Annotated in this window: 21 protein-coding genes and 1 pseudogene; 11 read left to right on the forward strand and 11 right to left on the reverse strand. The window is 64.5% G+C overall.

Annotated features, from left to right (window positions below; genetic code table 11):
• Nucleotides 1-46: 46 nt before the first annotated feature.
• Nucleotides 47-1,039: a D-2-hydroxyacid dehydrogenase family protein gene (locus KBW95_RS12365; protein WP_211528377.1), complete on the reverse strand. Its 993-nt coding sequence runs from the start codon at nucleotides 1,037-1,039 to the stop codon at nucleotides 47-49.
• A 347-nt stretch (nucleotides 1,040-1,386) separates the two neighbouring features.
• Here KBW95_RS12365 and KBW95_RS12370 point away from each other — a divergent pair, with 347 nt between their 5' ends.
• On the forward strand, nucleotides 1,387-3,249 hold the full coding sequence (locus KBW95_RS12370; protein WP_211525173.1) for a phosphoenolpyruvate carboxykinase (GTP): 1,863 nt from the start codon (nucleotides 1,387-1,389) through the stop codon (nucleotides 3,247-3,249).
• Between the two features lie 275 nt (nucleotides 3,250-3,524).
• Here KBW95_RS12370 and uvrA read toward each other — a convergent pair whose 3' ends face one another.
• Nucleotides 3,525-6,374 (reverse strand): excinuclease ABC subunit UvrA, encoded by a 2,850-nt coding sequence (uvrA, locus tag KBW95_RS12375; RefSeq protein WP_211525174.1) that lies wholly within the window; start codon nucleotides 6,372-6,374, stop codon nucleotides 3,525-3,527.
• A gap of 307 nt (nucleotides 6,375-6,681) precedes the next feature.
• Between uvrA and KBW95_RS12380 the strand changes: the two genes are divergently transcribed.
• Both KBW95_RS12380 and ssb read left to right on the forward strand, forming a co-directional pair.
• Nucleotides 6,682-7,434 (forward strand): acetyltransferase, encoded by a 753-nt coding sequence (locus KBW95_RS12380; protein ID WP_211528378.1) that lies wholly within the window; start codon nucleotides 6,682-6,684, stop codon nucleotides 7,432-7,434.
• A gap of 198 nt (nucleotides 7,435-7,632) precedes the next feature.
• Complete coding sequence (gene ssb / locus KBW95_RS12385; protein WP_211525176.1) at nucleotides 7,633-8,130, forward strand: single-stranded DNA-binding protein; 498 nt, start codon at nucleotides 7,633-7,635, stop codon at nucleotides 8,128-8,130.
• 91 nt (nucleotides 8,131-8,221) lie between these two features.
• Here the strand turns inward: ssb and KBW95_RS12390 are convergent, their stop codons facing one another.
• From KBW95_RS12390 to KBW95_RS12410, 5 genes are all read right to left on the reverse strand, one after another.
• Nucleotides 8,222-8,605 carry a VOC family protein gene (locus tag KBW95_RS12390; RefSeq protein WP_211528379.1) on the reverse strand — a complete coding sequence of 128 codons (384 nt, stop codon included), beginning with the start codon at nucleotides 8,603-8,605 and terminating at the stop codon, nucleotides 8,222-8,224.
• An 88-nt stretch (nucleotides 8,606-8,693) separates the two neighbouring features.
• The gene (locus tag KBW95_RS12395) at nucleotides 8,694-9,923 is read right to left on the reverse strand and encodes an ABC transporter permease (protein WP_211525178.1); all 1,230 of its coding nucleotides are present in this window, start codon (nucleotides 9,921-9,923) and stop codon (nucleotides 8,694-8,696) included.
• Nucleotides 9,916-10,650 carry an ABC transporter ATP-binding protein gene (locus KBW95_RS12400; RefSeq protein ID WP_211525179.1) on the reverse strand — a complete coding sequence of 245 codons (735 nt, stop codon included), beginning with the start codon at nucleotides 10,648-10,650 and terminating at the stop codon, nucleotides 9,916-9,918. The genes KBW95_RS12395 and KBW95_RS12400 overlap by 8 nt, the downstream gene beginning before the upstream one ends.
• Complete coding sequence (locus KBW95_RS12405) at nucleotides 10,647-11,915, reverse strand: efflux RND transporter periplasmic adaptor subunit (protein WP_211528380.1); 1,269 nt, start codon at nucleotides 11,913-11,915, stop codon at nucleotides 10,647-10,649. The genes KBW95_RS12400 and KBW95_RS12405 overlap by 4 nt, the downstream gene beginning before the upstream one ends.
• Complete coding sequence (locus tag KBW95_RS12410; RefSeq protein WP_211525181.1) at nucleotides 11,912-12,640, reverse strand: YIP1 family protein; 729 nt, start codon at nucleotides 12,638-12,640, stop codon at nucleotides 11,912-11,914. The genes KBW95_RS12405 and KBW95_RS12410 overlap by 4 nt, the downstream gene beginning before the upstream one ends.
• A 219-nt stretch (nucleotides 12,641-12,859) precedes the next feature.
• Here KBW95_RS12410 and KBW95_RS12415 point away from each other — a divergent pair, with 219 nt between their 5' ends.
• The gene (locus KBW95_RS12415) at nucleotides 12,860-13,423 is read left to right on the forward strand and encodes a putative glycolipid-binding domain-containing protein (protein ID WP_211525182.1); all 564 of its coding nucleotides are present in this window, start codon (nucleotides 12,860-12,862) and stop codon (nucleotides 13,421-13,423) included.
• Nucleotides 13,424-13,459: 36 nt separating this feature from the next.
• On the opposite strand, the gene KBW95_RS12420 is transcribed toward KBW95_RS12415, so the two are convergent.
• On the reverse strand, nucleotides 13,460-14,158 hold the full coding sequence (locus tag KBW95_RS12420) for a PEP-CTERM sorting domain-containing protein (RefSeq protein WP_211525183.1): 699 nt from the start codon (nucleotides 14,156-14,158) through the stop codon (nucleotides 13,460-13,462).
• A 393-nt stretch (nucleotides 14,159-14,551) separates the two neighbouring features.
• On the opposite strand from KBW95_RS12420, the gene KBW95_RS12425 reads away from it, so the two are divergent.
• The 3 genes from KBW95_RS12425 to nudC all read left to right on the forward strand — a co-directional run bounded on the left by KBW95_RS12425 (nucleotide 14,552) and on the right by nudC (nucleotide 17,726).
• Nucleotides 14,552-14,977 carry an organic hydroperoxide resistance protein gene (locus tag KBW95_RS12425; protein WP_211525184.1) on the forward strand — a complete coding sequence of 142 codons (426 nt, stop codon included), beginning with the start codon at nucleotides 14,552-14,554 and terminating at the stop codon, nucleotides 14,975-14,977.
• Nucleotides 14,978-15,618: 641 nt separating this feature from the next.
• Nucleotides 15,619-16,680: an MFS transporter gene (locus KBW95_RS12430; RefSeq protein ID WP_229429713.1), complete on the forward strand. Its 1,062-nt coding sequence runs from the start codon at nucleotides 15,619-15,621 to the stop codon at nucleotides 16,678-16,680.
• 218 nt (nucleotides 16,681-16,898) lie between these two features.
• Complete coding sequence (gene nudC / locus KBW95_RS12435) at nucleotides 16,899-17,726, forward strand: NAD(+) diphosphatase (protein WP_211525186.1); 828 nt, start codon at nucleotides 16,899-16,901, stop codon at nucleotides 17,724-17,726.
• Here nudC and KBW95_RS12440 read toward each other — a convergent pair.
• Nucleotides 17,723-18,655, reverse strand: a complete 933-nt coding sequence (locus KBW95_RS12440) for a hypothetical protein (RefSeq protein ID WP_229429714.1) — start codon at nucleotides 18,653-18,655, stop codon at nucleotides 17,723-17,725. The genes nudC and KBW95_RS12440 overlap by 4 nt on opposite strands.
• A gap of 143 nt (nucleotides 18,656-18,798) precedes the next feature.
• Here KBW95_RS12440 and folE point away from each other — a divergent pair, with 143 nt between their 5' ends.
• From folE to KBW95_RS12455, 3 genes and pseudogenes are all read left to right on the forward strand, one after another.
• Nucleotides 18,799-19,377, forward strand: a complete 579-nt coding sequence (folE, locus tag KBW95_RS12445) for a GTP cyclohydrolase I FolE (RefSeq protein ID WP_211525187.1) — start codon at nucleotides 18,799-18,801, stop codon at nucleotides 19,375-19,377.
• 123 nt (nucleotides 19,378-19,500) lie between these two features.
• Nucleotides 19,501-19,776: pseudogene (locus KBW95_RS12450) on the forward strand (transposase); the annotation flags it as partial.
• A 170-nt stretch (nucleotides 19,777-19,946) separates the two neighbouring features.
• Nucleotides 19,947-20,552, forward strand: a complete 606-nt coding sequence (locus KBW95_RS12455) for a phosphatase PAP2 family protein (protein ID WP_211528381.1) — start codon at nucleotides 19,947-19,949, stop codon at nucleotides 20,550-20,552.
• A 178-nt stretch (nucleotides 20,553-20,730) separates the two neighbouring features.
• Here KBW95_RS12455 and KBW95_RS12460 read toward each other — a convergent pair whose 3' ends face one another.
• Complete coding sequence (locus KBW95_RS12460; protein ID WP_229429715.1) at nucleotides 20,731-21,135, reverse strand: hypothetical protein; 405 nt, start codon at nucleotides 21,133-21,135, stop codon at nucleotides 20,731-20,733.
• 81 nt (nucleotides 21,136-21,216) lie between these two features.
• Nucleotides 21,217-22,278, reverse strand: a complete 1,062-nt coding sequence (locus tag KBW95_RS12465; RefSeq protein WP_211525190.1) for a lipid A deacylase LpxR family protein — start codon at nucleotides 22,276-22,278, stop codon at nucleotides 21,217-21,219.
• Between the two features lie 140 nt (nucleotides 22,279-22,418).
• Between KBW95_RS12465 and KBW95_RS12470 the strand changes: the two genes are divergently transcribed.
• Nucleotides 22,419-23,654, forward strand: a complete 1,236-nt coding sequence (locus KBW95_RS12470) for an RtcB family protein (protein WP_211525191.1) — start codon at nucleotides 22,419-22,421, stop codon at nucleotides 23,652-23,654.
• Nucleotides 23,655-23,702: the final 48 nt, after the last annotated feature.

Below are 23,702 nucleotides of genomic sequence, written 5' to 3' on the forward strand. Positions count from 1 at the left end.
CGTTCCGGCGAAGGCCGGAACCCAAGTCATTTGCAAACCTGCAGCCTTACCTTTTACCCAAGGCCTCCGGATTCAAGATGTTATCCGGCTTCCCCTCCGCAAACTTCAGCACATTCTCGAACGCGATCTGGAAATAGATCTCGTAACTGTCCTTCTCCACATACCCCAGGTGCGGCGTCGCCAGCACGGTTGGAATCTTCAGCAAAGGCGCATCCGCAGCCAGCGGCTCGCTGGTGAACACATCCAGCGCCGCCGCTCCCGGCTTCCCCTTGCGCAGCGCTTCTTCCAGCGCTCCCTCGGCCACCAGCTCCGCCCGGCTCGTGTTGACGAACAAGGCATCCGGCTTCATGCGCGCCAGGTCCTCCGCGGTGACGATCCCGCGCGTGCTGTCCGCCAGCCGCAAATGCAGGCTCAGCACATCCGACCCTTCGAACAAGGCTTCGCGCGAGGCGGCCGCCTCGAAGCCGTCGGCCACCGCCACTTGCCGGCTGTTCTCGCTCCCCCACACGATCGCGCGCATGCCGAAGACGCGCGCATACCCCGCCACCAGCTTGCCGATCTTGCCGTAGCCCCAGAGCCCCAGCACCCGCCCGCGCAGCGAGCGGCCCAGTCCATTGAGCTGGGGATTGATCGAGGCCGTCTGCCACAAGCCTTCCTTGAGGTTATTCGCGTAGGGCAGGATCTTGCGGCTGGCCGCCATGATCAGCGCCCAGGTCAGCTCGGAAGGCGCCACCGGCGACCCGATGCCCTCGGCGATCGCGATCCCATGCTCGGTGGCCGCCGCCACGTCGATGTGTCCGCTCACCTTGCCGGTCTGCGAAATCAGCTTGAGGTTCGGCAGCTTGGCCAGCAGCGCGCGCGGCAAGACGGTGCGCTCCCGGATCAGCACCAGGGCGTCGAATGGCGCCAGGCGGATCGCCAGCTGGCCCAGGCCCCTGGCCGAGTTATTGAAGACCTTGACCTCATGCCCGTCGAGCAAGCGGAAGCAATCGAGGCCGCGTACGGCGTCCTGGTAATCGTCGAGAATCGCAATTTTCATGAGTGTTGTCAGAGTGTAATGATTCGCTCGTAAAGAAATAACACGATATGCCAAAAGGACAAATAGCCTACTACATTACTTAGGCATTATTCCTACTTTTTTGTAGTGGAACAGCCCGAATCCGGGTTTGTCGGGTGTACAATCTTCGGCATCTTAAGGGTTTGACATGCTTGCAGCGTGTCCCCAGCAGTACCGTTCCCAGCCTTGCCAGAGGCTGTCGACACGACCGCCGTACCGCCGCCGTACCATCAGGAACAAGCATCCTCGATGCCACCGCAGGCCGACCAGACGACGATCCTGCCGTGCCGGGACAGAAAGAATTCTTAATTGGCATTGGAGGTACCTTTATGAACCAGCCCGTGATGGGCGGCGTCGCCGCACTGAACGTTCCAGCTTACATCAAACACCAAAAGCTCATCAATTGGGTCGCGGACATCGCCGCCCTGACGAAGCCTGACGCCATCTACTGGTGCGACGGCTCGGAAGAAGAGTACGACCGCCTGTGCGCACAGATGGTCGAAGCCGGCACGATGAAGAAGCTCAACCCGGCCAAGCGTCCGAATTCCTATCTCGCCTGGTCCGACCCGTCGGACGTGGCGCGCGTCGAAGACCGCACCTATATCTGCTCGGCCACCAAGGAACAGGCTGGCCCCACCAACAACTGGATGGACCCGGCCGAGATGCGCCGCACCCTGAACGGCCTGTTCGATGGCTGCATGGCCGGCCGCACCCTGTACGTGGTGCCGTTCTCGATGGGCCCGCTGGGCTCGCCGATCGCCCACATCGGCGTCGAACTGTCCGACTCGCCTTACGTCGCCGTTAACATGCGCATCATGACGCGCATGGGCAAGGCCGTGTACGACGTGCTGGGCGCCGATGGCGAGTTCGTGCCTTGCGTGCACACCGTCGGCATGCCGCTGGCCTCGGGCCAGAAGGACGTGCCGTGGCCGTGCAACCCCACCAAGTACATCGTCCACTATCCGGAAACCCGCGAGATCTGGTCCTTCGGCTCGGGCTACGGCGGCAACGCCCTGCTGGGCAAGAAGTGCTTCGCGCTGCGTATCGCCTCGAACATGGGCTACCAGGAAGCGCAGGCAGGCGGCACCGGCTGGCTGGCCGAGCACATGCTGATCCTGGGCGTCGAATCGCCCAAGGGTGAGAAGAAATACGTGGCCGCCGCCTTCCCGTCGGCCTGCGGCAAGACCAACTTCGCCATGCTGATCCCGCCGAAGGCCTTCGACGGCTGGAAGGTGACCACCATCGGCGACGACATCGCCTGGATCAAGCCGGGCCAGGACGGCAAGCTGTACGCGATCAACCCGGAAGCCGGCTATTTCGGCGTGGCCCCGGGCACCAACGACAAGACCAACCCGAACTGCATGGCCTCGCTGCGCGAGAACGTCATCTTCACCAACGTGGCGCTGACCGACGACGGCGACGTGTGGTGGGAAGGCATGACCAAGGAAGCCCCGGCGCACCTGGTCGACTGGCAGGGCAAGGACTGGACCCCGGCATCGGGCACCAAGGCTGCCCACCCGAACGCGCGCTTCACCGTCGCCGCGACCCAGAACCCGGTGATCGACCCGGCCTGGGACGATCCGGCCGGCGTGCCGATCTCGGCCTTCATCTTCGGCGGCCGCCGTTCGACCACGGTGCCGCTGGTGACCGAAGCGAACAACTGGGTGGAAGGCGTGTACATGGCCGCGACCATGGGCTCGGAAACCACCGCCGCCGCCGCCGGCCAGATGGGCATCGTGCGCCGCGATCCGTTCGCGATGCTGCCCTTCATCGGCTACAACATGAGCGACTACTTCCAGCACTGGCTCAACCTCGGCAAGAAGATCGAAGCCAAGGGCAGCGCGCCGAAGATCTACTGCGTCAACTGGTTCCGTACCGATGAAGCCGGCAAGTTCGTGTGGCCGGGCTACGGCGACAACATGCGCGTGCTGAAGTGGGTCCTGGACCGCGCCGAAGGCGGCGCTTCCGGCGGCCAGTCGCACCTGTTCGGCACCTCGCCGAACTACGGCGACCTGAACTGGGACGGCCTGGACTTCACCGAGCAGCAATTCACCCAGATCACCTCGATCGACAAGGCGGCCTGGAACGAAGAGCTGAAGCTGCACAGCGAGCTGTTCGAGAAGCTGGCCTACCACCTGCCGCAAGAGCTGGTGGACACCAAGGCCAAGCTGGAGAAACATCTGGCCGGCTGATCCGGCTGAGTGGGGGAGGGCCGCCTGCGGGCGGCATATAAAAAAGAACAGGGGCGATGCCGGTGGCATCGCCCCTGTTTCATTGTGGCCGTCGATGGCCACCTCGTTCGCCGCCAGCCCGCACCCTCAGCACGTCATTCCGGCGAAGGCCGGAATCCAAGTTCGTCGCGTAGCTCTACATTCAAACGGTAACGCGGTGCACGCAAACTTGGGTTCCGGCCTGCGCCGGAACGACGGTCTGAAGGCTGATGACTATCGTTAGCGCTGCGATTCAATCACGCCTTCAACAACGGTTTCAGATACTTACCCGTCACGCTAGCCTTGTTCGACGCCACCTCTTCCGGCGTACCCGCCGCCACGATCGTACCGCCACCCGCGCCGCCTTCCGGCCCCAGGTCCACAATCCAGTCCGCCGTCTTGATCACGTCCAGGTTGTGCTCGATGATCGCCAGCGTATTGCCCTGGTCGCGCAGGCGGTGGATCACCTTCAGCAGCAAATCGATGTCGGCGAAGTGCAGGCCGGTGGTCGGCTCGTCCAGGATGTACAGCGTCCGGCCCGTGTCGCGCTTGGACAGTTCCAGCGACAGCTTCACGCGCTGCGCCTCGCCGCCCGACAGGGTGGTCGCGCTCTGGCCCAGCTTGATGTAGCCCAGGCCCACGTCCAGCAGGGTCTGCAGCTTGCGCGCGATGACCGGCACCGGCTTGAAGAACTCGTGCGCGTCCTCGACCGTCATCTCCAGCACTTCGGTGATGTTCTTGCCCTTGTACTGCACTTCCAGCGTCTCGCGGTTGTAGCGCTTGCCGTGGCAGACGTCGCAAGGCACGTACACGTCCGGCAGGAAGTGCATCTCGACCTTGATCACGCCGTCGCCCTGGCAGGCTTCGCAGCGGCCGCCCTTGACGTTGAACGAGAAGCGGCCCGCCGAGTAGCCGCGTTCCTTCGCGGTCGGCACGGTCGCGAACAGGTCGCGGATCGGGGTGAACACGCCGGTATAGGTCGCCGGGTTCGAACGCGGAGTGCGGCCGATCGGCGCCTGGTCGACCGAGATCACCTTGTCGAAGTGCTCCAGGCCGTGGATCGACTCGTGCTCCGCCGGCTCGGTCTGCGAACCATACAGGTGGCGCGACAGGGCCGGGAACAGGGTGTCGTTCACCAGGGTCGACTTGCCCGAACCGGACACGCCGGTCACGCAGGTCAGCAGGCCTACCGGCAGGGTCAGGCTCACGTTCTTCAGGTTGTTGCCCTTGGCGCCAGTGATCACCAGCTGGCGGTTCGGGTCGGCCTTGGTGCGCTTCTTCGGCACCTCGATCTTGCGGCGGCCGTCCAGGTACTGCGCAGTCAGCGACTGCTTGCTCTTCATGATTTCCTTGAGCGAGCCGGCCGCGATCACCGCGCCGCCGTGCACGCCCGCGCCCGGGCCCATATCGACGATGTAGTCGGCGGTGCGGATCGCATCCTCGTCGTGCTCCACCACCAGCACGCTGTTGCCGATGTCGCGCAGGTGCTTCAGGGTCGCGATCAGGCGGTCGTTGTCGCGCTGGTGCAGGCCGATCGAGGGTTCGTCCAGCACGTACATCACGCCGGTCAGGCCCGAACCGATCTGCGAGGCCAGGCGGATGCGCTGGGCCTCGCCGCCGGACAGGGTGTCCGCGCTGCGGTCGAGCGACAGGTAGTCCAGGCCGACGTTGTTCAGGAACTTCAGGCGCGCGGTGATCTCCTTGATCACGCGCTCCGCGATGTCCTTCTTGGCGCCGGTCAGTTCCAGCGATTCGAAGTAGGCGAGGGTCTCGCGCAGCGGACGGTCCGACACTTCATAGATGGCGCGCTGCTGCGGGCCATGGCCGATCTTGACGAAGCGCGCTTCGGTGCGCAGGCGTGCGCCTTCGCAGGACGGGCACTTCTTCTCGTTGATGAACTTCGCCAGCTCTTCTTTGACCGCCATCGAGTCGGTCTCGCGGTAGCGGCGCTGCAGGTTGTTCACCACGCCCTCGAAGCTGTGCTCGCGGATCACGGTGCGGCCGCGCTCGTTGATGTACGAGAACGGGATCGTGGCCTTGCCCGAGCCATGCAGGACCGCATCCTTGGCCTTGGGCGGCAGCTGCTCGAAAGGCGTGTCCAGGTCGAAGTCGTAGAAGGCCGCGATGTTCTGCAGCATCTGGAAATAGAACTGGTTGCGGCGGTCCCAGCCCTTCACGGCGCCGGAAGCCAGCGACAGGTGCGGGAAGGCGACGATGCGCTTCGGATCGAAGAACTCGATATGGCCCAGGCCGTCGCATTCGGAGCAGGCGCCCATCGGGTTGTTGAACGAGAACAGGCGCGGCTCGAGCTCCTGCAGCGAATAGCCGCAGACGTTACAGGCGAACTTGTTCGAGAAGATGGTTTCCTTCTCGGTGTCCATTTCGTAGGCCACGGCGCGGCCGTCGGCCAGGCGCAGGGCGGTCTCGAAGCTCTCGGCCAGGCGCTGCTTGATGTCCGCGTTCACCTTGACGCGGTCGATCACGACGTCGATGCTGTGCTTCTCGGTCTTCTTGAGCTTGGGCAGCTCGTCGACATCGTAGATCTTGCCCGCATTCACGCCGCTCTGGACGCGGAAGCGCACGAAGCCCTGGGCCTGCATGGCCTGGAACAGGTCGCTGTGTTCGCCCTTGCGGTTGGCCACGACGGGCGCCAGGATCATCAGCTTGGTGCCTTCCGGCATGGCCAGCACGGCGTCGACCATCTGCGACACGGTCTGGGCCGCCAGCGGCTCCTGGGGGTGGTCCGGGCAATACGGGGTGCCGACACGCGCGTACAGCAGGCGCAGATAGTCGTGGATCTCGGTGACGGTGCCGACCGTCGAACGCGGGTTGTGCGAAGTCGCCTTCTGCTCGATCGAGATCGCCGGCGACAGGCCTTCGATCAGGTCGACGTCCGGCTTTTCCATCAGCTGCAGGAACTGGCGCGCATAGGCCGACAGCGATTCGACGTAGCGGCGCTGGCCCTCGGCGTACAGGGTATCGAAGGCAAGGGAGGATTTACCGGAACCCGACAGGCCGGTGATGACGATCAGCTTGTTGCGCGGCAGGTCCAGGTTGATATTCTTCAGATTGTGCGTGCGCGCGCCGCGGATACGAATTTCTTCCATTAAGTTTGCAGGCTTTCAATAAGTTTTTGCGGGCCGGCGCACGAAGAAAAGCGCAGTGAGCGGGCCAATCGGAGAGAACCCATAAGTGTAGCTTGTTTTTCGAAACGCTGTACATGCATCCAGCACTTTTGTGCCGCCAGGATACGTTTTCATGTTACTTTCAGCAGGAATGCACAGGCGGCAACCGGGGTCTGCAGTATGTGGGCCGCTTCTGGGACGCTTCAATGACAAAGCGTCCAGGAATCGAAAATAAATTCCCCGGTTTAGAATCCCTGCCACAAACGCTTCACTACCACTCAAGAGCGACATGGAAATCATTACAGAAGACGATTACGCGGGCCTGCTGGACGACCATCCGCGTTCCCCCAATGCCGCCGTGCTCAGCTTCAGTTCGGGCGGGGTCAGCTGTATTCCGCATGGCTTCCTGAGCAACTGGCTGGAGCAGGAACCCGAGGCCGGTACCTTCTATATCGGCCGCTGTTCCGGTTTTGGCATCGGCTCGATCGCCAAGTACGACGCCGGCCTGCAAAGCCTGTGCGTAGGCCGTTTCGTTTCCGGCGGCTTGCGCCTGCGCTTCCTGCTCAACGGACAGCACGAGTCGAAAACGATCTCGACCTATATGTTTTCCATCGCCCGCATGAGCATGACGAACGCACCGCCGCCCCAGTACGCGGACTCGATCGTCCGCAACGATGTCTGGATTGGCGACGAAGCGATGATGCTGGGCGGCGGGATTATCGAGAACGGCTGCATCATCGGCGCGCGCTCCCTGCTGCCGCCCAATTTCCGCTCCGAACCCTATGGCATCTATGCCGGTTCGCCGGCGCGCCTGATCCGCTTCCGCTTCCCGGAGGCCGTGCGCGCCGCCTTGCTGGACCTGGCCTGGTGGGAAATGCCGATGAGCTGGATTCGTGATAATAACGACATGTTTTTGCAGGATATGACTGCCGACGAAGGCCGCGCGCTCGAGATCATCGCCCGCCTGAAGGAGAGCCGCCGCCAGCACGAAGCCGTGCATGGAAAGCCGGCCATCTTCGCCGCCGGCGACGTGCCGATCTAAGCGATTCTTGACGCCGGTCTAGGCGCCGCCGGGCACCGGCCGCCGGCCCTGGCGTCCAATTCTCGAGCAGTCCGGGGCGTGCAAAAATCCCTTTTTTTCAGGGCTCATCGGCCCCATAATAGTCGGCTGCAACACCCGTTCCCTGACGCTTAGTCATTTGCAGAGTCAGGGCTCTACATAACTCACTGGAGTAACAACATGGCATCAGTCAACAAGGTCATCATCGTCGGCAACCTGGGCCGCGATCCGGAAATCCGCTACATGCCGAGCGGCGACGCGATCGCGAACATCGCGGTGGCCACCTCGTACAAATCGAAAGACCGCAACACCGGCGAGCAGAAGGAACTGACCGAATGGCACCGCATCTCCTTCTTCGGCCGCCTGGCTGAAATCGTGGGACAGTACCTGAAGAAAGGTTCGTCGGTCTACGTCGAAGGCCGCCTGCAGACCCGCAAGTACACCGACAAGGACGGCATCGAGCGCTACGCTACCGACATCATCGCCGAGAACATGCAAATGCTGGGCGGCCGCCAGGGTATGGGCGGCAACGACATGGGCATGGGCGGCGGCATGGACGACGACTACTCGGCGCCGCAGCGTCCGGCTCCGCGCCAGGCCCCGCCGGCCCCGGCAGCCCGTCCGCAGCCGAAGCCGGCTCCGAACTTCTCGGACATGGACGACGACATCCCGTTCTAAGCTGTTTCTTCGAACGGCAAACAAGAACCCGCTTCCTCTTCGAGGAGCGGGTTTTTCATTTCCTGAATCGGGCTGCCGTCTATTTGCCCGCTTATTTGCCGATGATGCTAAGGATATTCCCGTCCGGGTCCTTCAGCCACGCCACCTTCATCTGCTCGCCGACGTGGATATCGTCCTCGAGCCGCATGCCTGCCATCTGGTATTGCTCGAAACGGGCGCCCTTGGCCTTGAGCGTATCGACTACCGTCCTGATCTCCAGGCCCACATCCCAGTTGATGGCCGTGGCCTGGTTGCTGCCCGCATACTCGGACTGGTAGACGAAGATCCGGGAGTTGCCGCTCCGATAGGTCAGGACGCCCGGACAGGTGGCCCCGGCGTCCTCCTCTTCGAGTCCCAGCACATTGGTGTAGAACTCTCTTGCCCTGGCGAGGTCGCGCGTGGCGACGGTGGCGATCGCATCCACATGAGACAGCATGATGGCCTCCTCGGTTGGCCAATGAAGGAAGCGGATAGCGTACTGCGGTCGAATTTTGCGCAGCGCACCATTGGCGCGCTGCGCGGCCTTACTCGTAGCGCAATGCGTCGATCGGATGCAGGTTGGCCGCCTTGGCCGCCGGCATGATGCCGAACACGATGCCCACCAGGCTGGAGAAGCCGAAGGCCATGGCGATCGCCCACCAGGGCACGAAGGCGTCCGGGAAGTTCGGGATCGCCTTGGCCGCGCCGAAGCCGATCAGGTAGCCCAGCAACAGCCCCACCAGTCCGCCCAGCAGCGACAGGGTGGTCGCCTCGATCAGGAACTGCATCAGGATATGGTGGCGCTGCGCGCCCAGGGCCTTGCAGATGCCGATCTCGCGGGTGCGCTCGGTCACCGACACCAGCATGATGTTCATGATGCCGATGCCGCCCACCAGCAGTGAGATGCTGACGATGCCGCCCAGGACCAGGGTCAGGGTCGCGATGATGCTTTCAAAGGATTCCGACAGCTGCTGGGCGGTCTGCACCTTGAAGTCGTTGCGCTGGCCCGGTTTGAGGTGGTGGGACTGGCGCAGCAGCGAGGTCACTCGGCCCTGCACGGCGTCGATCTGCTCGATGTCGTTCACGGTGAAGCTGATCGAGATGTTCAGCTTGGTGCCCGTGCCCGCGATCACCTGGCCGACCGCGAAAGGAATCAGGATGTAGTTGTCCTTGCTGATGCCGAAGGTCTCGCCCTTTTCCTCGGTCACGCCGATGATCTTGAACCACTCGCCGCCGATGTCGATGAACTGGCCCAGCGGTTCGCCCGTCAGGCGCAGGTTCTCCAGCGTCTTGCTGCCGACCACGGCCACGCGGCGGCGCGACTGGTCGTCGCTGGCGCGCAGGAAGCGTCCCTTGGCCGGGAACACCTGGGCCGATTCCATATAGGTCTCGGTCACGGCCATCACCTGGGTGAAGGTGGAGGTCGCGCCGGCGCGCACCGTGGTGCCGAAGTTGCCGAAGGGGGCGAAGGCGGGCGACACGTTGCTGATGTCGTCGATGTGGGTCACGATGCGCTCGTAGTCGCCGATCCCCAGCACGTTCTCCTTGCCCTGCAGCGCTTCCTCGAAGGTCGTATAGGCTTCCACCGTCAGGCTGTTCGAGCCCAGGCCCTTGAACTCGTTGCTGATCGAGGCCGACAGGCCCTGCACGATCGAGACCACGGCGATCACCGAGGCGACGCCGATGATGATGCCGAGCGAAGTCAGGAAGCTGCGGAAGCGGTGCGCGTAGATGCTCTGCAGCGCCGAGCGGAAGCTCTCCAGCACGCTAAACATGGGCCGCTCCCCGGGGACGGAAGCTGCTGCGCTCGGCATTCACGGTATCGCTCTGCACGCGGCCGTCGGCCAGCCTCACCGTGCGCCCGCAGTGCGCGGCGATGTCGGGTTCGTGGGTCACGATGATCACGGTCTGGCCTTCGGCGTGCAGGGTGTCGAACAGGGACATGATGTCGGCCGCGGTGCTCGAATCCAGGTTGCCGGTCGGCTCGTCGGCCAGCAGGATCGAGGGTTCGCTGCACAGGGCGCGGGCGATCGCCACGCGCTGGCGCTGGCCGCCCGACAGCTGGTTGGGCAGGTGGTCGAGGCGGTGCTCCAGGCCGACCCTGGCCATGGCTTCGGTCGCGCGCCGCAGCCGGTCGGCCGGGCGCACGCCGCGGTAGATCAGCGGCTGCATCACGTTCTGGACGGCGGTGGCGCGGGTGAGCAGGTTGAAGCTCTGGAAGATGAAGCCGATCTCCTCGTTGCGCGTGCGCGCCAGCTCGGCGTCGCTCATGCCGGCCACGTCGCGGCCGTTGAGGAAGTAGCGTCCGCTGGTCGGCGTGTCGAGGCAGCCGAGGATGTTCATCATGGTCGACTTGCCCGAGCCCGAGGAGCCGATGAAGGCGACATAATCGTTGCGCGCGACCTGGAGGTCGATGCCGGCCAGCGCCGCGATCGTTTCACCGCCCATCTGGTAATGCTTGGTGATGCCTTCGAGCCGGATGAGTGGGGCGCCCTGGCTCATGTCGAGGCAGGCTTGGCCGCAGGCTCGGCGGTCACCACCGGCCTGGCTGTCGGCTCGACGGCGTCGCCCTGCTTCAGCTGGCGCAGGACCTTGTACGGACCCGTGATCACGGTCTCGCCATTGGCCAGGCCGCTGCGGATCTCCTGCATGCTGTCGTCCGCCGCGCCGGTGGTCACGATGCGCTTTTCCGCCTTGCCGTCCTTGGCGACGAAGACCCAGCTCTCGGCCTTGATCTCGGCCTTCTTCTTGTCCTTTTTCTTCGGGCCTTCGGTCGACTCTTCGTTGTTGGACAGGACCGCCTGCAGCGGCAGCGCGAGCGACTTGCCGCTGCTCGAGACGAACACCTCCGCGCGCACGCTCATGCCGGGGCGCAGGGCCAGCTGCTTGGTATCCAGGAGCTCGACCTTGACGTCGTAGTTGCGCGACTTCGATGCGCCCTGGGCCGCCGCGGCCGGGTTCTGCTTGGGCGAGAGCGGGATCGACAGCACCTTGCCGGCCAGCGCCACGTCCGGGTAAGCGGCGGTATGGATCTCCACCTCCTGGCCGACCGCCACCCGTGCGATGTCGGCTTCGTCGACGTTCACTTCGGTGACCATGGTCGCCGTGTTCGCGATGGTCATCAAGGTGGAGCCGGCGATGCTGACCTGGCTGGCCACCGCCGTTTCGCCGACCTTGATGTCGAGCGCCGTGATGGTGCCGGCGATCGGCGCGCGCACGGTGGTCTTGGACAGGCGCTCGTTGGCCAGCTTCAGGCTGGCCTCCACCTGCTCCAGGCGCGAACGGCTGTTGCGCAGCTCGATCTTCGCCGCTTCGAGCGCGAAGCGGGCGTCGTCGATCGCCGAGTCGGCTAGCATCTTCATCTTGTGCAGCTCGAGCTTGCGCTTGTACTGGTTTTCCTGGTTCTGCACACTCAGCTGCTGCTGTTCGATCGCGATGCGCTGCTGGCGCACCACGGCTTCCTGCTGCGCGACTTCGGCGCGGTAGGTCTGGTCGTCCAGGTGCAGCAGCAGGTCGCCCTTCGCGACCTGCTGGCCTTCCTTGACGTGGATGGCGCTGACCTTGCCGATCACTTCCGGCGACAGCATGACCTGCTCTTCGTAGAGCAGGTGGCCCGAGGCCAGGATCGACGAGCGGATGTCGCGGTAGCCGATCTTGTCGGTGTCCACGGCCTTGGCCGGTCCGCTGCCGCGGATCAGCTTGGCGGCCACGGGGATGCAGAGGATCGCCGCGATCGCCAGTCCTGCCAACAGTTTCTTGCGCTTCATGCCATCTGGCTCAGTTTGAACGCCAGCCAGCCGCCGTAAATGAGGACCGTCGGGATCAGGATCACCCGCAGGGCGCTGCCGCGCGAGGCGCCGGTCCAGGCCTGGTAGCCGATGACTTGCAGCGCCAGGTTCCAGACGAAGAGGATCGAGAGGCTGTCCAGCAGGCCCGCCAGCGGGTGGCTCTGTTCGTAATGGAAGAAGAGCTGGTTGAGCGAAGTCGGGTTCAGCGCTTCCATGCCCAGCTGTCCGTTGGATTGGAGCAGCATCTGCATGCCGCCGAGTACCAGCACCAGCACATTGGGCAGGGAGGACCAGGCGGACAGTGCGAAGCCTTTGCCGAAGCTGAGTTCGCGGTTGGTGAATTTGCCGACGATGAGCAGGTACAGCGCGATGGCCGCATACATGGCCAGCACCGCGAAGACGCCGCCGCCGGCGGTGAGGTAGGCCATGGTCTGGCGGCTCATGCCCATCCCCGCCTGCTGCTCGCGCACGGCGGGATCGGCGACGGCGGCCAGCATGTGTTCCTGGAACCAGGTGTAATCGACGAAACCGAGGAAATACCAGAGGAAGAGCGCGACATTGGCGGCGCAGATCGCCAGTACCGGCAGCCAGGCGGCAGGGCGGGATGCCAGGCGCCGGAAGGTGGCGGCAGGTTCAAGGAAGATGCCGAACAGGGCGCTGAAAGGGGAGGTGGTGGCCGGTGCCGACTTGTCGATCAATTCCATGGCGTGTGTCTTGTTCCAATGAGTCTTCGGGAATGCGCCCATGACCGCGGCGCCGGGTGTGACTATTTCACGAGGAAAACGATAGCATGCTGTTAAATAATGGCGCTATGTCCTTTGCTTACTTTGAAGGCAATCCTATAAAGGTTGATAGGAGCGCTTTGGACACAGCACGCGCCGGCGGTGGCGGTGCGTGGCACGCACATGGGCGGGAGTTGAAAGATGAAGCGCATCTATCGCTGGAACACCGTGGAAGGCGGGGGGAGCGAACACCTGGCGCTCGATGCCGATGCCGCGCGGATCGTGGCCGAGAGCGTCGTGATCGGGCCGGACGCGGGGGCGCTGTACGAGGACGAGCCCTTCGGCTGCGCCTACCGGCTGAGCTGCGATGGCGAGTGGCGGGTCCGCGAGCTGGCGGTGTGGATGGCCGACGGCAGGACGCTGGCGCTGCGGGCCGACGGTGCGGGCCACTGGACCGGCGCGAATGGTCTGCCGCTTCCCGCGCTGGACGGCTGCATCGACGTCGATCTCGCCTGCACGCCCTTCACCAACACGCTGCCGATCCGCCGGCTGGGGGAGAAGCTGCGGCAGCGGCGGGAGCTCAGGCTGGTCTTCGTCGCGTTCCCCTCGCTCAGCCTGAGCGCCTTGTCCCAGGCGTACACGCGGCTGGCGCCGGAACGCTATCTGTTCGAGAGTCCGGAGCACGCGTTTTCCGCCGAGATCGCAACGGATGAGGAGGGCGTGGTGCTGCGCTATCCGGGTTTGTTCGTTCGGCGCAGCCCCTGAGCACGACGCCGCCATGTCGGCGGCGCGGGTTTCCGCTCAGGCGCGGCGGCGCAGGCTGGCCAGGCCGAGCAGGCCCAGGCCGAGCAGGGCGACCGAGGCCGGTTCCGGCACGGCGGCAGGTTCACTGTAGGCGATTTCGTTGGCCAGAAGCTGGTAAGTCACGGAGGTGGGGAAGTCGGCCCAGTCGTAGCCGTTGACCCAGACGAAGCCCTCGCCCACCGCGCCGCCGACGATCGCAGCGGCGCCGCCGTCGCGGGTGGCGTAGACGGTGCCGAGGCCGAGCTGGCTGAAATTCTGGAAGAACTCGGTTGCGTTGCCGTCGGTGTAGTTGCTGCCCAGCTGCTCGCCGAGGCCTGCGGCCAGGCCGGCAGCGGTGAAGACCACATTGCTTTCGTAGTAGTTGGCGGCGTCCGATGCCGAACCGTTCAGCAGCGACATGCCGTACCCGGCGGAGGACCATTCGGTGATCAGCTTGCCGCCGCCCTGGATGAAACCGGCGAGCGCATTGTTGCCGGTGCGCTCACGGCCGAGGATCACGGTGTCGATGCCGGCCAGCGAGGCATCGCTCAGCTCGTCCAGCGCCACCACGGTATGGCCATGGGCGTTCAGGCCGCCTGCGAGGGTGCCGGCGCTTATATATTGGCCGAATACCCCGACCATGCCGGCATGGGCGGCACTGCAGGCAAACAGCGCAGCCACGGCGGCGGCTGCGAACGTGGTGTGAAAGCGTTTCATCGTCATCCCTAGTGTTGCGTGAGTGTTTTTGCTGGCGGCAACTGTCCGCCAAGCCGGCTGTTTCGCCGGCCGAGTTACCCTAAAGCATGTTTTGTGCCAAAAGGCATGCTTTATTGACAAATCAAGTAGTTAGGATGGCTAAGTAAAGACGAGTTTTCTCAACTGTAAAAAATTCCGACATGAAAGACACTAGGGCGACGTCGCAGCGGCAAAGATTTTCAATCAAATCGCTTGCAACTAAATCGCAAGCGATTTAATATGCCTTCTATGGCAGCGCGATAGTAATCAATCCCGCGAGGCCTGCAGCAAGGAAGCGCCGTTTCAGGAGCGGCGATCATTTAAATAGCGCGCTATCTAATAGCGTTTTATGAAAATTTGAAAAGGAGTCTTACCATGGCAATCGATAAAGTCCTCTACCGTGCAAGCGCCAAAGCAACCGGTGGCCGCGAAGGCCGCGCCGTCTCGTCGGACGGTGTGCTCGACGTCAAATTGACCACCCCGAAGGAACTCGGCGGCAATGGCCTGGAAGGCACGAACCCGGAACAGCTGTTCGCAGCCGGTTATTCGGCCTGCTTCCTGGGCGCCATGAAGTTCGTCGCGGCCCGCGACAAGCTGAAGATCTCTCCTGACGTCGCAGTGGAAGGCCAAGTCGGCATCGGCCCTCTGCCGGCCGGCTTCGGCATCGAGGTGCAACTGAACATCAGCCTGCCGGGCGTGCCGGCCGAGGAAGCCCAGACCCTGATCGACCGCGCCCACATCGTGTGCCCGTACTCGAACGCCACCCGCGGCAACATCAACGTGACCCTGCAGCTCGTATAAGCAGCTAAAGGCACTTGCCGCCGATGGGCGGCTTGCTCGCACCAGTCGTGCCTGCTTTCGGCACGCTGAGTTCACATTGTAATGAAAAAGATAACGGCCGCCACAGCGCGGCCGTTCGTCAATTTTCATGGCTTTTTTCTTGTTGCCTGAGCCATTTCTGTGCTTTCGAAAGCAGCTCGTGGGGATGGGATTTTTTTGCCAAATCCAAAAATCAAGCTCCCTGAAGGGGAGCGATCACGTTTTCATATATGCGTTATCTATGCGGTAAATAACGCGATCTGGGCCTATTTGAATGCATTTTGCTGCCATGTATTTGAGTGGCTGATAACGCATTTTTACGACGTGACAAGGAAGTTGCCATCCTTGCGTCGACACGATACAACGCTCCAAAAATTTTTTCCGCGCGGAAAACGAAAGCGCTTTTGAGGTGTTTAGAATTGCCGTCCATCAGCTTCCTGACGGCAATTTTTAAACCGTGTTAGGGCTGCCTAGCCAAGTTGGCAAAAGCTTTAACCCTCAAAATATTTAACAATTTTCCGCCGATGCAAACGACTGCCTCCATTTCGCGTAACACCACTTTTTCGCTTGCGCACCTCCAGCAATACGCACTCCCTGTCCTGTTCACCCTGTTTGGCGTGATCATGGGTTCCTGGGCCGGCCGCATTCCGGCCCTGGCCGAGCGTGTCCAGGTTTCCCACTCGGCGCTGTCGATGGTGCTGCTGTGCGGCGGCCTCGGCGCCGTGGTGTCGTATCCGATCTCGTCCTTCCTGATGGGCCGCGTCGGCGCCCGCAAGACCCTGCTGGTCTCGGGCCTGGCCCTGCTGGCCGTGCTGGTGTCGATCGGCATGGCGCCGACCGTGCCGCTGCTGATGATGGCGGTCCTGAGCCTGGGCATCACCGCCAGCACCTTCGACGTGGCGATCAACTCGGCCGCGACCAAGCGTGAAAAGCAGACCGGCAAGTCGGAACTGTCGAGGCTGCACGGCCTTGGCTGCGCCGGCGGCCTGGCGGGCGCGACCCTGGGCAGCCTGATGGCAAGCATGAAGATCGCTCCGGCCACCCACTTCCTGATGCTGGCCGCACCGCTGGCCGTGGTGCTGTGGATGGGCTTCTCGATGCTCGAGGCCGACGACAGCGTGGAAAAGGTCGAGAAGAAGTCGTTCTCCCTGCCGCGCGGCCCGCTGGCACTGCTGGGTCTGCTGGGCTTCCTGGGTTCGATGTCGGAAGGCAGCATTGCCGACTGGAGCGGCGTGTTCCTGAAAGAGCATTTCGGCGCGTCGGACGGCCTGGCGCCGCTGGCCCTGTCCGCGTTCTCGGTGATGATGCTGATGTCGCGCATGGTCGGCGACAAGCTGAAGGTGCGTTTCGGCGCCCAGCGCCTGGTGACCCTGGGTGCGCTGGTCTCGGCAAGCGGCCTGTTCTTCGCGGTGATGGCGCCGAACGCCTACTTCGCGCTGGGCGGCTTCGCCATCGCCGGCCTCGGCCTGTCGCTGCTGTTCCCCTTCGTGTTCAGCGCCGCCGGCGCCCAGGGCCCGATCGCCCTGGCCGGTGTGGCGAGCATGGCCTACAGCGGCAGCCTGATGGGCCCGCCGGTGATCGGCGCCGTCGCCCACTACGTCGGCATGCAGGCGGCCATCGGCTACGTCGGCGGCCTGTCGCTGGTGATTGCCCTGGTGGCCAGCCGCACCCGCCTGCTGAAGTAATCCTGCCGCCCGGCCCGGCCCGGCCGCAAGCAACGCAGACGTGTCCGCAGGGACCGTCTGCGTTGTCGTTTCCGGGTGGCCTGCGTCCTGTCGGCCCTGCTTGCACCGGCATGCGTGTTCTTGCCTTCGCGGCAGAGAAACCTTGCATACCGGCGGCGCCCTGAGCACGGCGGCGAAAGACGGTATCATCGACTATCGCCAACCCGACCTTACCGATCATGCTCCAGACACCCGTCTCCTTCCAGCCGCTGTTCGCTCCGCACCCTGATCCGGAACCCCTGAGCTTCCTGTTTTACCAGGGACGGCTGCTGGTGCGCGAAGACAGTCTGGCGCTGCCGCAGGCCGCCCTGCTCGCGCAGCTTGGCGTGCCGGAAGCGAACCTGCAGCCGCTCGGCTTGCTGGGCGAACGGTATTGCCAGGCCGGCTGGCTTGACGAGGAGCTCGTGCCGCCGCCCGGCTATGGCTGGCGCGGTCTGCGTTCGCTGTTCGGCGAGATGGATGAGCAGCTGGTGGGCCTGGCGGCGCGCGCGGCCCAGGTGGCCGAATGGGCGCGCACGCACCGTTTTTGCGGCGCATGCGGCAGCGGCACCGTGCTGGCCGCGGGCGAACGCTGCTTCAAGTGCGTGAACTGCGGGCACATGGCCTACCCGCGCATCTCGCCGGCCATGATGGTCCTGATCCGCAAGGGCGATGCGGTGCTGCTGGCGATGCATGTGGCCTCGCCCACCAAGCGCTTCGTGCCACTGGCCGGTTTCCTGGAGGCGGGCGAATCGGTCGAAGAGGCGGTCCACCGCGAGGTGTACGAAGAGGTCGGGCTGCGGGTGACCAACCTGCGCTACTTCGGCAGCCAGTCCTGGCCCTTCCCCCATTCGCTGATGCTGGCCTTCACGGCCGATTACGTGGACGGCGAGATCCGCGTCGACACGTCCGAGATCGCCGAGGCGCGCTGGTTCGGCCCCGACGACGAGTGGCCGGAACGCGTGCCGCACGTGTCGATCTCGAGCGTCCTGGTCGACGCCCACCGCCCGCCAGGGCGCCAGGACTAAACCGGGTCTGTCTCCGCCTGCGCCTGCACTTCGCGCGTGCGGACGATGCCGGCGGCGGATGCCGGCGCCGTGGCGGGCGCCGGCTTGGCCCCTGTGCTGCGCAGGTTGATCGCGCGCTGCAGCAGGTCGAACCAGAAGGGGGCGCCGAACAGGGTGGTGCTGGCGGTCACCAGCCAGCCGGCCACTTGCAGCACGAAGCCCGCATCGAGCACCGGAGGGAAGCTGCTCCATCCGATCGGCAGTGTCCACAGCTGCTGCAGGGCGGCGGAATCCAGCGCGCCGGGCGCCGCGCCGATCTGGGCCGCCAGCGCCGGATGCTGCCACAGGGTGCGGAACAGGTGGATGCTGTCGATGTTGAACATGATCGCGAGCAGCAGCGCCAGCAGCCAGGACACCAGCAGCTGGCGCCGCTTGTAGACGCCCGACAGTCTTTCCATGGCGCTGACGAACCATCCGGCGATGCAGTTCTGGAAGCGCTGCAGGTCGCCGCCCGATTGCGCATACAGGGCCTGCAGCGTACGCCGCAGCTGCGGATCGTCGACGGCGGCGATGGCGGCGCCGACCGGCATGTCGCCATGGCGGATGCTGTCGACCAGGGCGATCGCGAAGTGATTGGGTTCGATGTAGGATGGTTCGGGGCGCGCCAGCCTGGATTCGGGCGCCCGTCCGGGTTCCATGCTCCCGTGTTCCGCGCCGCGCCGCACCGTGCCGGCGCCCTGGGGATTGACCAGCGGGTGCTCGTACAGCATGCGCGCCAGCGCGTCGAAGCGCGGGTCGGCCAGCATGCGCTTGACGCCTTCCTGTAGCATGCCCGCACGCAGGCTGAATGCCGCCGCGAGCGCTTCCTGCAATGTACTGACGACCAGGGCCAGGGTGCCATAGCAAAACGCCAGGCCGATGGCGACTTCGAGGACGGTGCTGCCGAACATGGCGCTTCTCCCGAAAGGAACCGTCCTCCACGCTACGCCGCTTGTGGTATTGCTGACCTGATCGTGCTCAAGAAATTGGCAGGAGCGGGTCGGCTACCCGCATTTTCTATATACTTGCGGCAATCGATTTTCTAGGATTTACCATGTCTGACAAAGAAGCTTTCACCGAACACGACTGGCGCCGCCTGCTCGCCAGCCTTGGCGAGGATCCCGACCGCCCGGGCCTGCATGAAACACCGGCGCGCGTGGCCAAAGCCTGGAAGCACTGGACTTCCGGCTACGACCAGAACCCGGTGGAAGTCCTGAAGGCCTTCGAGGACGGCGCCGAGGAGTACAACGAGCTGATCGTGGTGCGCGGCATCCCGGTCTACAGCCATTGCGAACACCACCTGGCGCCCTTCTTCGGCCGCGCCACGGTCGGCTATCTGCCGAACGGGAAGATCGTCGGCCTGTCCAAGCTCACCCGCCTGGTCGACATCTATGCCAAGCGCCTCCAGGTGCAGGAGCGCCTGACGATCCAGATCGCCAACGCGCTGATGGAAGTGCTGGAGCCGAAGGCGGTCGGCGTGGTCATCAAGTGCCGGCACATGTGCATGGAAAGCCGCGGCATCCGCACCCCTGGCGAGGAAACCATCACCTCGGCCATGCTTGGCGAACTGCAGCCGAACCTGGCGCTGCGCACCGAGTTCCTGTCGCTGGCGCGCGACGACCGCGGCGCGTAATCGCGAACTGCCGGCGCACTTTCGCCTCCCGCGGCGCCGGCCGCCCGGCCGCGGCGCATCCCCGCCTCAACCGGGAACCTGTTCCATATCACGGCCCTCCAAGATGTTTTGGAGGCTGCTGCCATGGACCGCCCTGCATACCCGAGCGACATCTCGCGCGACGAGTTCGACAGCATCCGCGGCATGCTCGAGGCGGCGCGGCGCAAGACCCGGCCGCGCAAGCACGACCTCTACGACGTGTTCTGCGCGGTGCTGTATTTCCTGCAGACCGGGGCGACCTGGCGCAGCCTGCCGCCCGGCTTCCCGCCCTGGCGCACCGTGCATGAATACTTCACGCAGTGGAACATGCTGCGCGAGGGCCAGCTCACCCTGCTGGAAAAGGTGCTGATGCAACTCGGACGCGAGCAGGAACTGTCTCACCTGCACAAGCTGCTGCAGCGTCATTCAGTGACTTGATGCAGTCGGCGAAGATGTAATATTTCTGTCACACTCTGTTGCACTTTTCGCAAAGTTCGCTGGAACACTTGAGCTAAGCTAACAAGATACTTGTCAAATTGTTAGCAAAAGCCATGGTCGAGCACTGGAACCTGATCGCATACTCCGCGCTGAACGCGCACGCCGGCCTGAGCGGCTGGCAATTGCTGGGCGCGGTGTTCGCCGCCGAGTGGCTGATTTTCCTGATGCCGCTGTCGCTGGTGCTGCTGTGGGCGGGCGGCGGCGCGGGCCGCGAAGTGGCGCTGCGCGCCTGCCTGGCCGCGGTGTGCGCGCTGGCGCTCAACGGATTGATCGGCCAGCTGTGGTACAGCGCGCGTCCTTTCGTGGCCGGGGCGGGGCATACCTTCCTGTTCCACGACCCGGACAGCTCCTTCCCGAGCGACCACGCGACCAGCATCTTCTCGGTGGCGCTGGTGCTGGCCTTCAGCGCCGTGCCGCTGGCGCGCCGCCTGGGCCTGGCGCTGCTGCCGCTGGCCCTGGTGGTGGCCTGGTCGCGCATCTACCTGGGTGTGCACTGGCCGAAGGACATGGCCGGTGCGCTGCTGGTCTCGGGAACGATGGCCTTTCTGGCCCATACGCCGGCCGCCCGCGCCGCCTGCGCAGGCCTGCTGCCGGCGCTCGAAACGCTGTACCGGCGCGTGCTGGCGCTGCCGATCGGGCGCGGTTGGCTGCGGCCTTGAGCGGGACGCGTGCCCTAACTATATTTAGTTAGCATTCACACGTCGTTCCGGCGGAGGCCGGAACCCAAGTTCCGCAAAGTTACCGAGACGCCAAACTTGGGCCCCGGCCAAGGGGGACGCCGAGTCCCGGGGCGACGGTCTTTAAGCTAACTAATTTCAATAGCGGCGCGGGCCTGCTTTACTCTTCCGGCTTCTCGAACACCAGCTTCTTGTCCGCGTCGAGGTGGAACACCCCCAGCGCCTGGCCGGTGACGGCGTCGGCCTCGGGGGCTTCCAGCCGGGTGCAGCCGCGCGTCTCGACCTGCCAGGCCTCGTCGTCGGCGCGCAGGGTATAGGTGCCGTTGCCGTTGTCGAACAGCTCGATTTCCAGGCCGGGCAGGCGCACTTCGCCCAGTTCCATCTGGCGCTGGCAGTCCGGCATGCGCGAGACGATCAGGCGCAGGCTGGCCCGCTTGCTCCAGAAATAGTCCTGGTCGATCCGCACGATGAGGGCGTGCTGGCGGTCGTCGATGGCGTAGCTGGCCGTTTCGCTGATGCAGCCGGCCAGGAACAGGGGAGCCAGGAAGATGAAGGGTAGGCGCATGGGAGTCCGTTCGGTAATGCAACAGTGCATTTCCCGCCGAGTATAGAAGCGCCACCGGCCGCACGCAAGGCGCGAGCGGCCTCAGAAGTCCGTACCCACCGTCAGCGAACCGAAGGTATGGCGCGGCACCCGGCACGGCGAGCAGAACTCGGGCGAGCGCCGGGTCGCGCGGAACTGGATGAACCAGGGACCGTGGCCGGTCCCGCGCGTGTGCGGAAAATCGAGGCGCAGGCCGGCCATCAGGTCGCCCACCTTGCGGCGCGGCGGCACGTCCGGATCGTCGCGCCAGGGCCGGCCCTGGAGGAACAGGTTGTAGGCCATGTAGCGCCCTTCCACGCCGGCGAAGGCGGTGCACTGGAGCCAGTCCCACAGGCAGGAGCTGTCCTGCTTGCCGCTGCTGAGGCTGTGCGTGATCCCGGGCGGCATCGGCGATACGGCCGGCAAGTCCTTGCCGATCGCCACCGTGAGGCCGGCGGCGGCATAGCTCATCAGCGTGCCGGCGGCCAGGCGCCAGTAGGCATTGGTCCGCAGCTGCACGCCGGGGCCGATGTCGCCGGACAGGAAGGAGAGCGCGTGGCGCCGCTCCACCGACAGCACGAAGGCCAGCGAGTTGCCTACCTGGTGGTCCCAGCCGCGCGGCTCCGGACGGTCGAGCACGCGGTGCACGAACTTCTGCGTCTGCTCGGCCAGCGATGCGCGCCCGGTGAAGCCGGCCTGGCCCGTCAGCGTGGTCAGCGCCTTGCCGTCGGGCGACAGGAACAGGTGGTCGCGCTCCAGGTAGAGAAAGCCGGCATAGGGACGGTCGTGGCGCTGGTAGTTGGGGGTCTCGATATTGCCGGGTGTGTACATCAGCTGCCCGGCACTGTTTTGCGTGAACAGCAGGCGCGCATCGGCGCAGCCGAGCCAGCGGCACAGGCCGTCCGTGAAGCTGCGTTCGCCGGGCAAGCGTGTGTCCTGGGCGTGGCGGGACGCGAACTGGATGCCGCTGGTGTAGTAGCGGTCGGTATTGAAGAACTTGTCGTTCTCGTAGGTGACGAAGCCCGAGTCCTGGGCGCCGGCGGGGCCGGACCAGCATGCTGCGCATAACAGCGCGGTGGACAGCGGCAGCGGCAGGGCCGCAAGGCGGGATAGCAAGCTCGGCATGGACGCCCCCTTTGTTCGAAATCTCTTTCAGTGTCGAACTTGCGCGCAGGATGTGTTTGATCTGCAACAGCCCAGGCTGCCGATCGGGACGCGTTTCAGCAGGACTCCACCAATTTTCGAATTACGCGATGATAGGCCGCATGGACCAGAATGCGTACGAACTGCTCGGCGGCGCCAAGGGACGTCCGGTCAAGATGTGGACCCGCGGCGTGCCGGTCGAGGCGGAAGCGAAGGAACAGCTGTCCAGGCTGGCGCAGCTGCCCTTCGTGTTCCATCACGTCGCCGTCATGCCGGACGTCCATGTTGGCAAGGGATCGACCATCGGCAGCGTGATCCCGACCCTGGGCGCGGTGATCCCGGCGGCGGTGGGCGTGGACATCGGCTGCGGCATGATGGCGGCCAAGACCACCCTGCGCGCGGACGACCTGCCCGATAACCTGAGCAAATTGCGCAGTGCCATCGAACAAGCGATCCCGCACGGCATGTCGCCCAAGACGCGCAACGCCAAGGGCCGCGACGTGGGTTCCTGGAACAATCCGCCGCCTGCTGCCGAGGCCGGCTGGATGAAGCTCAAGGACGAGTTCGACGAGATCTGCCGCAAGTATCCCAAGCTGCGTGGCAGCAACAACTACAAGCACCTGGGTACCCTCGGCAGCGGCAACCACTTCGTCGAGGTCTGCCTGGACGAGGACAATTTCGTGTGGCTGATGCTGCACTCGGGCTCGCGCGGCGTCGGCAACGCCATCGGGACCCACTTCATCGAACTGGCGCGCCAGGACATGCGGCGCCACATGGTCAACCTCCCCGACCAGGACCTCGCTTACCTGGAAGAGGGCACGCAGCACTACGACGACTACGTCGAGGCGGTGGGATGGGCGCAGAAATTCGCCCGCATCAACCGCGAAGTCATGATGCACAACCTGGTCCACGCGGTGCGCAGCGTGATCAGGAAGCCTTTCGAGACCCACGTGGAGGCGGTCAACTGCCACCACAACTACGTGCAGCGAGAGCGCCACTTCGGCAAGGATGTACTGGTCACGCGCAAGGGCGCGGTGTCGGCACGCGAGGGCGAGCTGGGCATCATCCCCGGCTCGATGGGCGCGCGCAGCTTCATCGTGCGCGGCAAGGGCAATCCCGAGAGCTTCAACAGCTGCAGCCACGGCGCCGGCCGCCTGATGAGCCGCACCGAAGCCAAGCGGCGCTTCACCCTGGCCGACCAGGAGCGCGCCACCGCCGGCGTGGAATGCCGCAAGGACGAGGGCGTGATCGACGAGATCCCGATGGCCTACAAGGACATCGACGCCGTCATGGACGCCCAGCGCGACCTGGTGGAAGTGGTCCATACCCTGAAGCAGGTGGTGTGCGTGAAGGGATAAGGTTTTCCGACCGCGCGGACGCGACAAGGCGCCGCGATTTTTAAGCGA

It is taken from the genome of Massilia sp. ZL223 (assembly GCF_018119395.1).
Classification (GTDB): Bacteria; Pseudomonadota; Gammaproteobacteria; order Burkholderiales; family Burkholderiaceae_D; genus Telluria.